This is a genomic window from Aeromonas sp. R4-3 (genome assembly GCF_040908275.1).
GTDB classification, from domain to species: domain Bacteria; phylum Pseudomonadota; class Gammaproteobacteria; order Enterobacterales; family Aeromonadaceae; genus Aeromonas; species Aeromonas rivipollensis.
On the sequence record NZ_JBFODK010000045.1, the window covers coordinates 26285 to 37529 of the forward strand.

8 protein-coding genes are annotated in these 11245 nt (G+C 64.9%); 3 read left to right on the plus strand and 5 right to left on the minus strand.

Annotated elements, in window-relative coordinates; all coding sequences use genetic code 11:
- Window positions 1-135: 135 nt before the first annotated feature.
- Together AB5Y91_RS13970 and AB5Y91_RS13975 are read right to left on the minus strand one after the other, a co-directional pair.
- A complete protein-coding gene (locus AB5Y91_RS13970) occupies window positions 136-1548 on the minus strand; it encodes a DUF2252 domain-containing protein (RefSeq protein ID WP_139743753.1) in 1413 nt (470 codons plus the stop codon).
- A 99-nt stretch (window positions 1549-1647) separates the two neighbouring features.
- A complete protein-coding gene (locus AB5Y91_RS13975) occupies window positions 1648-2220 on the minus strand; it encodes a TetR/AcrR family transcriptional regulator (RefSeq protein ID WP_290071161.1) in 573 nt (190 codons plus the stop codon).
- A 164-nt stretch (window positions 2221-2384) separates the two neighbouring features.
- Between AB5Y91_RS13975 and AB5Y91_RS13980 the strand changes: the two genes are divergently transcribed.
- Entirely contained in the window at window positions 2385-3422 is a 1038-nt protein-coding gene (locus tag AB5Y91_RS13980) for an alkene reductase (RefSeq protein WP_234691473.1), read from the plus strand.
- Window positions 3423-3697: 275 nt separating this feature from the next.
- Window positions 3698-4609, plus strand: coding sequence for a GNAT family N-acetyltransferase (locus tag AB5Y91_RS13985; protein WP_368170091.1), 912 nt, complete (start codon window positions 3698-3700; stop codon window positions 4607-4609).
- A 252-nt stretch (window positions 4610-4861) separates the two neighbouring features.
- On the opposite strand, the gene prfC is transcribed toward AB5Y91_RS13985, so the two are convergent.
- Together prfC and AB5Y91_RS13995 are read right to left on the minus strand one after the other, a co-directional pair.
- The gene (prfC, locus tag AB5Y91_RS13990; protein WP_368170092.1) at window positions 4862-6451 is read right to left on the minus strand and encodes a peptide chain release factor 3; all 1590 of its coding nucleotides are present in this window, start codon (window positions 6449-6451) and stop codon (window positions 4862-4864) included.
- Between the two features lie 250 nt (window positions 6452-6701).
- On the minus strand, window positions 6702-8576 hold the full coding sequence (locus AB5Y91_RS13995; protein ID WP_368170068.1) for a diguanylate cyclase: 1875 nt from the start codon (window positions 8574-8576) through the stop codon (window positions 6702-6704).
- Between the two features lie 188 nt (window positions 8577-8764).
- On the opposite strand from AB5Y91_RS13995, the gene AB5Y91_RS14000 reads away from it, so the two are divergent.
- Window positions 8765-9769, plus strand: a complete 1005-nt coding sequence (locus AB5Y91_RS14000) for a sensor domain-containing diguanylate cyclase (protein ID WP_234569326.1) — start codon at window positions 8765-8767, stop codon at window positions 9767-9769.
- Between the two features lie 13 nt (window positions 9770-9782).
- Here AB5Y91_RS14000 and viaA read toward each other — a convergent pair whose 3' ends face one another.
- A complete protein-coding gene (gene viaA, locus AB5Y91_RS14005) occupies window positions 9783-11237 on the minus strand; it encodes an ATPase RavA stimulator ViaA (RefSeq protein ID WP_368170069.1) in 1455 nt (484 codons plus the stop codon).
- Window positions 11238-11245: the final 8 nt, after the last annotated feature.

Below are 11245 nucleotides of genomic sequence, written 5' to 3' on the forward strand. Positions count from 1 at the left end.
TGCCAGGCGCTCGGGTTGAAGGATTTGATCAAGGAGAGGGGAGTCCGGCATAAGGATCCCACTGCCACACCCGGCAATCCCTCCTGGTGTGGCTCAAGGATCTGGCATAAGGAGCTGATACGCTCGAGCCGCCCCTCACCTCGCCTCTGAGGCGACCGGCAGCTCCCCGCGGGCGATGGCGGCCAGCAGCAGGGCGTGATCTTCCCGGGTGCGTTGGCCATAGGCCACGGCGAAGTCGGCGATGGCCTCATCCATCACCTCCGACTTGCCGAGGTAGCCGGCGATCTGGGCCGCATCACCCGACTTGGCATGGGCCAGCGCCAGGGCCCAGCCGCACAGCTGGCAATACTCGACGAAGTGGCGGGGCTTGACCATGCCAGGGGTGATGTCGATGCCCCCCTTCATGTCCCGCAGCTGGCGCACGTAGAAGTGACGGCCCCTGAGGTCGCACCAGCCGAGGAAGATATCCGGCGATCCCTGGATCATCCGCTGGCCCCGCACCACCCGCCGCCCCTGGTTGCCGCTGTCGTCTTCCGAGGTGAAATAGGGGGCCAGCACCGAGGGTTGCGCCTCCTTGACCTGCAAGAAGAGGGGATCGTCATCGTCGGCGCCGGTCAGCAGGATCACCCAGCAGCGGGTGCCCACGCTGCCCACCCCCACCACCTTGCGCGCCACGTCCACGACCCTGTAGCGGCGCAGCAGTATGCGCCTGTCCTCAGGCAGGGAGGCGAGATAGGCCTCCAGCAACTCGCCGAGCACCTCATAGACGGCCTCCCCGTCCTCGGTGTGGGTCTCGCGTATGACGAAGGGGTGGAGTTCGCGGATCCTGTGCTGATCGTCCACCAGATCCGTCATCTTGCCGAGCACCTGCAGGTGGTTGCGGCTGCGGGCCTTGGCGAAGGTGGCCTTGACCCTTCTGTGGGCATCGACGGAGAAGGCATCGAGCACCGAGGCCTGTTCGATGTGATCGTACCAGACCCTCATAAAGCCCATCTTGCCGTATTCCCGCAGCTTGGTGCGGTAGCCGGTCGCTATCATCCTGGCCGCCTCCCGCTGGCGGGCGGCATCGGCCCCCAGGTACTCGGCCGCCACCAGGGCGCTGGCGGCCAGGCGCTTGAGATCCCACTCCCAGGGGCCGAGGTGGGTCTCATCGAAGTCGTTGATGGCCAGCACCAGGTTGCGCTCGGCGCTCGCATAGAGGCCGATATTGGCGACATGCATGTCGCCACAGGCCTGGACCATGAGGCCGGAGTGGGGGGTGGCGACGAGATCTCCCGCCATGATGGCGGCCGCACCGCGCAGGAAGGCGAAGGGGGACTCCTGCATCCTGGCATGGCGCACCGGCACCAGCTGCTTCAAGCGAGTGGCGGCCTGGGCCTTGAGCACGGCGATGGGATCCCTGTCATAGGGTGCGGGCGGCAGCCAGGAGTGAGCTTCGCGAGGAAACTGTTCCCGCAGGGCCTTGCCGGCGGCGAACCGCTGCGCGATGGAGAGCCGTGGCGTGGTGAAGTGCGCCAGTATAGCCCGAGACGTTGCCTTTCTGGTCATTCCCTTTCCTCCTGCCGATATCCTCACCATCAAGATGGAAGAGGGGGCAGGCAGGGGCAAGCAGCGAGGACAAATATAGGGCCGGGGGCCTGACCGGATTCAGCGCCTGGGGGTCAGGGCCGCCATCAGCTGATCGACGACTGCGCCCAGCAGGGCGCGGTCGGGATGGCACTGGGCGAAGGTCACCAGCCCCTGGATGTTGACCTGCAAGAAGGCGGTCAGGGTGGGGATGTCGCCACCGGGGGCCAGCTCCCCCCGCTCGCTGGCCTGACGCAGCAACTGCGCCAGGTCGCTTTCCAGCTCGCCATAGATGACCTTGAAGCGCAGGTGCAGCTCTTCGTCCTGCTCCGCCAGCTCCATCAGGGTGCGGGTTAGCAGGCAGGAGCCCTGCAGGGCATCGTCCACCAGCTGGGTGAAGAAGGCCTTCAGCCCGGCCAGCGGGCTCGGCTGATCGAAGCAGCGACGGCGCTGGGCGCCCTTCTCCTGCACATAGTGATCGACCGTCGCCAGCAGCAGCCCCCGCTTGTTGCCAAAGGCGGCATAGAGACTGCCCGGGTGCAGCCCGGTCGCCGCCACCAGATCCTGCATGGTGGTCTTGGCATAGCCTCTGGCACGAAACGCCTCCATGGCGCTTCGCAGGACAAGGTCCCGATCAAATTCGGCACTGCGCATGGGATCTCCGCTGGCAAGGACCCGGCGTACCGGGGAACAGGGCGGCAAGTTTACCCCAGCAGGCAAGACCAATCCATGTTGAATGCTTGCTCAAAAAAGACTTGCGTACAAATCAAAAAACGTCTTGAATGCCCATTCAAGAATCACCTCCGAGGACGCTCTGCATGGATACCCTGTTTCAACCTTACCGCCTCAACGGCACCCTCACCCTCGCGAATCGCTTCATGATGGCCCCCCTCACCCGTTGCATGGCGGGCCCGGGACTGGTGCCGACCGCGCAGATGGCCGCCTACTATGGCCGCCGCGCCGACATAGGCCTCATCATCTCCGAAGCCACCATCATTCGCCCGGACGGCCAGGGCTATCCCAACACCCCGGGCATCTACAGCCTTGAGCAGATCGCAGGCTGGAAACAGGTCACCGAGGCAGTGCACGCCAAGGGGGGCAAGATCTTCGCCCAGCTGTGGCACGTGGGTCGCCTCTCCCACCCCTTCTTCCACCATGCCGAGGTGCTGGCACCGTCTGCGGTCGCCCATGAAGGCACAGTGCCGCGCATGCGTGAACTGGTGTATCAGGTGCCCCGCGCCCTGACGGTGGCCGAGATTGGCCAGCTGGTCGAGGATTACGCCCAGGCCGCCGCCAACGCTATCGAGGCGGGCTTTGATGGTGTGGAGATCCACGGTGCCAACGGCTACCTCATCGATCAGTTCCTGCACCACTCGAGCAACCTGCGCACCGACCAGTACGGACAGACCCCGGAGAACATGAGCCGCTTCGCCCTGGAGGTGGTGGACGCCATCAACGCCCGCATCGGCAGCGAGCGGGTGGGCCTGCGCCTCTCCCCCGGCGCCTATGTCCATTTGGCGGGCAGCCCGGCAGATCGCGCCGTGTTCGACCATCTGCTGGCCGAGCTGAACAAGCGTGCCCTGGCCTATCTGCACCTCGGCATCTTCGATGACAGTCTCACCTTCGACTACCTGGATGGCCGCGCCTCCGACTACCTGCGCGCCCACTACGACGGCCACCTGGTGGGGGTCGGCAACTACAGTGCCGAGACCGCCGCCGAGGCGATCCGCGCCGACCGCTTCGACCTCGTCGCCATCGGTCGCCCCCTCATCGCCAACCCGGATTATCTGAGCAAGCTCAAGGCCGCCGAGCCCCTGGTGCCCTACTCGGAGGCCATGCTGGCGGAATTGGTATAAACCGCGCCGCGCCCTGAGACAGCTCTGTGGCCGGCACCATGCTGCCTAAGCTGGTGCAGGCCGCCAGATCCGGGCCATACACAGGCCGGGCCGCCGTTGCCCGGCCAGCTTGTTCCTGACCAAGGATGGGATCCGCGCCCTGGCGCGGGTTTCCAATGTTTGGGCCCCTCTCCCGGGCCCTTTTTTGTGCCCGTCTTTTGCCTCGGAAAGTAGTTGCCATCAACAACCAGTTGACTATGCTGGTTGCAGGTAACAACCAGAAGGACACTTACAAGATGGATCCCCGCCCCCTGCGCGCCCTGTCACGGGAACTGGTACGTGAACTCGGCATGCTCTCCCAGCAGTGCGGCTCCCTGGCCCTCAGCCCCCTGGAAGCACACCTGCTCATCGAGCTGGAGAGCGGCCCCGCCACCAATCAGCAACTGGCCGAACGGCTGCGCATCGACAAGTCCAATGCCAGCCGCCCCCTGGCCCGCCTCGCAGAGCGGGAGCTGATCGCCTGGCAGCCGCACCCCTCGGACGGGCGCAGCAAGCAGGCGACCCTCACCGGGCTGGGATGCGCCCAGCTCAATGAACTGCACAGGCAGATGGATGAGGCCATGGCCGAGACCCTGGCCCAGCTCGCCCCCGAGGAGCGCGAGCGGCTCTGGGAGGGCATACGCCTCTATCGCAGCGCCCTCTCCCGCGCCCGTCGCCAGCAGGGCTATCGCATCAGGCCCATAGCGCCTGAGGACAATGCCGCCATCGCCGCCGTGATCCGGGCCGTCTCCGCCGAATACGGCCTCACCGCCGACAAGGGCTACGGGGTGGCGGATCCCAATCTCGACGCCCTCCATGAGACCTATCAGGGCGAGCAGAGCCGTTATTGGGTCATAGAGGGGCCGGACGGCGCCATTCTCGGCGGTGGCGGCATAGCCCCCCTGGCGGGGGAGACAGGGACCTGCGAGCTGCAGAAGATGTACTTCCTGCCCGCCCTGCGTGGCCTTGGGCTGGGGCGGCGGCTGGTGCTGCAGGCCCTGGCGGAGGCACGTGCCCTCGGATACCTGCGCTGCTATCTGGAGACCACGGCCGATCTGCGGGAGGCCACCAGCCTCTACGAGTCGCTCGGCTTCGAGCACCTGCCGGGCCCGCTGGGTTGCACCGGCCACGACGCCTGCGAGATCTGCATGGTGCTGGAACTGGAATAGAGCGCCCCCTCATCCCCAGCCCTTCTCCCGCAAGGGGAGAAGGGTGCAAAACAGGATTCCGCTCTCTTTCGGGTAGGCATCATGTGGTTCCCTCTCCCTCAGGGAGAGGGCCAGGGTGAGGGCTGCTGGCGACCGGCCAGGTGTGATGCCATAGCCCCCGGCGCATGTCCTTATCAGGCTAAACGACACAAAAAAGAGACCCCGCCGAAGCGGGGTCTCTGTTCTTTCAGCCAGCAGGCAAAGACGCAGTTATCAATGCTCGCGGGTCTGGCGGAACTGAACGTCCGGGTGACGCTCCTGGGCCAGGCGCAGGTTGACCATGGTCGGGGCTATGTAGGTGAGGTTGTCACCGCCATCCAGGGCCAGGTTGACCTCGTTCTTGCGCTTGAACTCCTCGAACTTCTTGACGTCAGTCCCTTCCACCCAGCGGGCGGTGGAGACGTTGACCGCCTCGTAGATGGCCTCGACGTTGTACTCGCTCTTCAGACGCGAGACCACCACATCGAACTGCAGCACACCGACGGCACCGACGATGAGATCGTTGCTGATGAGCGGACGGAACACCTGCACGGCGCCCTCTTCGGAGAGCTGCACCAGCCCCTTGAGCAGCTGCTTCTGCTTGAGGGGGTCACGCAGGCGGATGCGGCGGAACAGTTCGGGGGCAAAGTTCGGGATGCCGGTGAACTTGAGATCTTCACCCTGGGTGAAGGTGTCGCCGATCTGGATGGTGCCGTGGTTGTGCAACCCTATGATGTCACCGGCGCAGGCTTCGACGGCCTGCTCCCGGTCACCGGCCATGAAGGTGACGGCGTCGGAGATGTTCACGTCCTTGCCGATGCGCACGTGGCGCATCTTCATGCCCTTGCTGTAAGTCCCTGACACTATACGCATAAAGGCGATACGGTCGCGGTGCTTGGGATCCATGTTCGCCTGGATCTTGAACACGAAGCCGGAGAACTTATCCTCGGTCGCCACCACTTCACGGCTCTCTGCCTTGCGCGGCATGGGGGACGGCGCCCAGTCGGTCAGGCCATCCAGCATGTGGTCGACGCCGAAGTTGCCAAGGGCGGTACCGAAGAAGACAGGAGTCATCTCGCCGGCGATGAAGGCCTCGTGATCGAACTCGGGAGAGGCGCCCTGCACCAGCTCCAGCTCGCCGCGCAGCTGGGCAGCCAGATCTTCACCTATGGCGGCGTCCAGTTCCGGGTTGTTCAGCCCCTTGACCACCCGCTTCTCCTGGATGGTGTGGCCCTGACCTGTCTGGTACAGATAGGTCTCGTCCTTGTAGAGGTGGTAGACCCCCTTGAAGGACTTGCCGCAGCCGATGGGCCAGGTGATGGGGGCGCACATGATCTTCAGCTCGCGCTCCACCTCGTCCATCACTTCCATGGGATCGCGCACTTCGCGGTCCAGCTTGTTCATGAAGGTGAGGATGGGGGTGTCCCGCAGCCGGGTGACTTCCATCAGCTTGCGGGTCCGATCTTCGACACCCTTGGCGGCATCGATGACCATCAGGCAGCAGTCGACCGCGGTGAGGGTACGGTAGGTATCTTCGGAGAAGTCCTCGTGACCCGGGGTGTCGAGCAGGTTGACCAGACAGTCCGCATAGGGGAACTGCATCACCGAGGTGGTGATGGAGATACCACGCTGCTTCTCCATCTCCATCCAGTCGGATTTGGCGTGCTGGCCCGAGCCACGGCCCTTGACGGTACCGGCGCGCTGTATGGCCTGTCCGAACAGCAGGACTTTTTCGGTGATGGTGGTTTTACCCGCATCCGGGTGCGAGATGATCGCGAAAGTGCGTCTCTTGGAGACTTCACTCAGAAATTCAGCTGACATAATTCGACGTTCTTCTATTGAGCGGCGGCCTTGGCCCCCGTGGGAATAAATGCGGGACAGCACCTTGGGATCAGGGCTCCCATGCACACAACGACGCCACGCAGCCGGGTCATGGAACCCGCAGGTGGAAAAAGGAGGAGCGCTGCGTTACATGGGCCTTCTCGCCTGAGTCAAAGCAAAATTGCGCGACATTATACCCGCGCGAGTGAAAAATACCCAGCCCGGCATGAGGGGGCAGAAGGCCGGTTCGGGATCAGGCCGCCTTCACCACCCGGTTGCGCCCCGCCAGCTTGGCTGCGTACATGGCCTCGTCGGCCCGGCGTATCAGCTCCCCGAGATTGTCATCCTCTGCCCTGTACTCGGCACAGCCTATGCTGACGTGGATGGGGTGATCCTCAGGCACTCCCTCGATGACGAGGCGGGAGACCGCAATCCTGACCCGCTCCGCCACCTCGGCCGCCTCCTCAAGCTCGGTATCGGGCAGCAGCACCAGAAACTCCTCCCCTCCGTTGCGCCCTACCCTGTCCAGGCTGCGCACCTGCTCCTCGATGCAATGGGCCACCGCGGTCAGCACCTGATCCCCCACCTGGTGGCCGAGCCGGTCGTTCACCTTCTTGAAGTGATCTATGTCCAGCAGCAGCACGCACAGGGGTTTGCCGCTCTCGCGCGCCTGGCTGAACCATTTGCGCCCCTTGGCCTGGATCTGACGCCGGTTGTGAATGCCCGTCAGCTCGTCCGTCATGGCGAGGTGCTGCATCTTGCGGGTGCGGCTGCGCTGATGGAGCACCAGTACCCCCATGACCAGCAACGACAGGACCACCACCAGATATTGCCAGTAGCGCCGCTCCTGCAACTGCTTGAGCTTTTCTGCCTGCAACTGCTGGCTGGATCTGAGGGTCTGGTTCTCCAGCTCCTTGCGCGCCAGATCGAACTCGAAGCGCATCTGCAGGGCCCGCTGCTCCCGCAGCCGCTGATCCAGTGCATGACGGGTCTGCACGAAGGCCTTGAGGCTGGCCAGGGCCTCCGCGATCCGCCCCTGATGTTCCAGCACCCGGGCGCGCACCTCGTGCACCCAGGCGAGGAAGCGCAGGTTCTGCTCCCGGGCAAAAATCGGCTCGGCCTCGTCCAGGTGCCGCAGCGCCTCGGCCGGTTTGCCCATGGCATCCAGCACGGTGGCCATGACGATGTGCCAGTGACCCAGGGTCACGCTGTCCGCCCCCTCCCCCTGATGCAGCAAGGTGGCGGCCTGTTCCAGCTTGGCCATGGCCTGCGCTGTCTTGCCCTGCCTGAGCAATATGGTGGCCAGCTCTATCCTGCTCCAGGCCAGCACACCGTCCTGCCGCTGCGCCTCATAGTAGCGCTCGGCCTCCACCATCAGGGGCAGCGCCTTGTCGTACTCTGCCGTGTCCACATAGAGCAGCCCCTGCTGGGTGTGGATATCCACCAGCCGCTCCTGATCCCCCAGCGTCCGGTAGTCGTGCTCCAGCTCCTGAAAATAGCCCTCGGCCCGCTCGAAGAGTCCCATCCGGCGATAGGCATTGGCGATCCTGGCCAGCACCTCGCGCCCCTTGCTCTCTAGCCCCAGGGTCTCGTAACGGCGATGGGCATCGATAAGCTCCATCAGCCCTTCGGCCAGCTCCCCCTGGTAGGAGTACATCTCCCCCCGCAAGTTGAGGATGTCGGCCCGTTGCCGCTCATCCCCCAGCCTGCGCGCCAGGGTCAGGGCCGCGTCGTAGTCCTGCCGCGCCTCGTCCATGTTGCCGAGCAGTTGCTGATGATAACCGCGACAGGCGAGCAGGCCACTCTCGGTGACCCTGTCCTTGCGGCCCCTCACCTCAGCCAGCGCCTTGTCGGCAAACTGCACGGCGCGCAGGAACTCCTCGTCCCGCTCGCTCGGCTGGGCCCAGCACTGCAGGCGGGCGATGCGCCCCTGCACCTCGGGCGGGTAGTCATCGAGGTGGGCAACCAGGGCGGCGACCCGGTCGCGAAACACCTGCTGGGGCGGGGCATCATCCTCCAGCTGCTGCAGCTCCAGGGACAGCGCGGGCTCGGTCAGCCGGGGAGACACAGCGAAGGCGGGTGTCACTCCCAGCCATAACAGCAGGCTAATGCCCGTCAGGATCTTCATGCAGATTCAGTCTCCCCGTTCGATGGCCCGGACGCCGTGCCCACCGCCCCAATCATATCCCTCCTTGTCATGGGCGCACAGCCACGGCATGCATTGCCGTGTCAGCGCTCACTCCTGCTATCTCATTCTTTACAGAAGGAAAGTCTGCATCGACTATAAGCGAACTGACACAAGGGAAGGGATGATGAATGACCTACGAGGAGCTGCGGGAGGCTTACGACAGGTTGTTGCTGGAGAACGAGCGCCTCAAACGCATCGCGGATGACGCACGGGAGAAGCTGGATGCCGCCATGGACGGCACAGGCCTGTGCATCTGGCAGAACCATGTTCCCACCGGCAAGCTCATCATCTTCAACCGGCGCTGGGGATCCATGCTCGGCTATCAGCCCAAGGAGCTGTCCGCCCACTTCGACATCTGGCGTGAGCACCTGCACCCGGAAGACAGGGAGCGGGTGCTGCAAGCCTTCTTCGACCACCTGGAGGGCAAGAGCCCCTTCTATCAGGTGATGCACAGGATGATCGGCAAGGATGGCAAGACCACCTGGGTGCTGGACCGCGGCCGGGTGGTGGAGCGGGATGAAGAGGGCAACGCCATCCGGGTGATGGGCACCCACATCGACATCACCCACGAGAAGGAGTACGAGCAGCAACTGGCCCAGCTGGCCCACCGGGATCCCCTCACCGGCCTGCTCAATCGCACCGCCATGCACCGCCAGTTCCCCGGGGAGCACAGGGCCATCTGCTTCATCGATCTCGATGACTTCAAGCAGGTGAACGACAACCTGGGCCACCGCGCCGGGGACGAGCTGCTGGTGGCCCTCAGCCAGCGGCTGCGTCACTGCTGCGGTGAGGAGGTCAGGCTGGGTCGGCTCGGGGGGGATGAGTTCGTGCTGCTGCTGCCCTGGCCCAGCGAGGATCCCAGGACCAGCCACCTGGCCCGTCAATGCGTCGACACCATAGCCACCCCGTTCGAGCTGCCCAATGGGGAGGCGGCCGTGGGCATGAGCATGGGGATAGCGGCCATCCGGCCCCAGGATGATTTCAGCACGGCGCTGGCCCGGGCCGATCAGGCCATGTACAGGGTCAAGCGCAGCGGCAAACGGGGATTCTATATCGCCAGGCCGAGCGGCCAGCCGCTGCTGGATCAGGATCAGGTCAGCGAACGGGGCCTCTACCACAGGCAAGGCGGCTGACGCCGACCGGCCCCTAGCTGCGTTGCCAGCGCCTGAGCAACCGGCCCCGCAGGCCGCAGTCCAGCAACCAGCTGTTGTCGAACACCCGCAGTATCGCCGACTTGGCGTGCCTGGACATGGCGACGGCGTGGAAGCGGGTCTGCTGCGCTCGCCGCCGGTTCATCCGATCGAGCAGGGCATGGGGCAGGCTCTGGGCGATGAAGTCGGAGATCACCAGCACGTCCGCCTTGGCAAAGTCCGGTTGATCCAGCTGCATCAGCGCCTGCTCCAGGCAGGGCACCAGATCGGTGCCGCCGTGGAAGCTCATGGAGAGGAAGCGCTCCGCCTTGTCCAGACCCGTGTCTGCGGTGATCTCCAGGGTCGCCACCTCGGTGGAAAACAGCATCAGATAGCAGCCCCGCTTCTCGTCCATCGCCAGCTTGAGCAGGGCCAGGAAGAGCGCCTTGGCGCACTCCTCCGGATAGCCCCCCATGGAACCCGAAGTATCGACGCAGACGATGAAGGGGCCCCGCGGCTGCACCTCCTGCCCGCCCAGCTCCGGGGAGCGCTGCATCAGACGCTGGCGCGGCAATGTGCCCCGAGACTGATAGCTCAGCAGGCGCCGCTCCAGATAGCGGCGATAGAACTCCAGCTCCAGCTCCGGCAGGGCCAGCATCACAGCCTCGCTCGGCAAGAGCCGCATCAGATCGCTGGCCGGGTGCACCCCCACCAGATCGTCAGGCACGTCGTCGGTCTGCACCTCTTCCAGCTCGTGCATGGGCACAGGGGGCAGCGTCCGGGTGTCGGTCCGCCGATCCCGCTCGCTACGTCCCAGCAGGGCCGCTATCTCCCCCAGCAGTGGCTCGCGCTGCAGCATGCGGGCATATTGCTGCACCAGCACCAGGCTGCGCTTGTGCCAGCTGCCCTGGGCCAGATCCCAGAGTCCCCCCGCCGAGATCTGGTGCGGATCCAGGGCGTCGGCCAGGGTCCGGTTCGCCAGCAACTGATCCTCTATCTCCTGGCGCTGCTTCTCCCGCTCCGCCTCGGCGATCTGCTGCTGCAACTGCAGCAGGCTGCCCACCAGGCTGGCCCGCCACTTCTCCACGAACAGCTGACGCAGCCCCTCGGTCGGCTGCACCATGATCTGGCGCACCAGGCTGCGGGCATCCCCGGCGAAGGGGCTGTGCTGCTCCAGCGCCTCCAGCAGGGCCGGCAGCCGCCCTACCAGCTCGGGCAAAGGCAGCAATCTGTGGGACTGATAGAGCAGGTACTCTCGTTCGAGGGCCACCGGCACCGGCTTGTGGCGCATCTCCTCGCCGAGCTGCTCGCTCCAGTGCTGGATGCGTTTTTTCAGCAGCTTGCCCTGCAGCGGGGAGCGTTTGAGGAACTCGGAGATCTTGGGGGTGGACGCCAGCAGCAGTGCCATCTCCCCCGCCAGCTCCCCCTCACCTATGAGGAGCCCCAGATCCATCATGCCGATCTCTAGCATGGGCACTT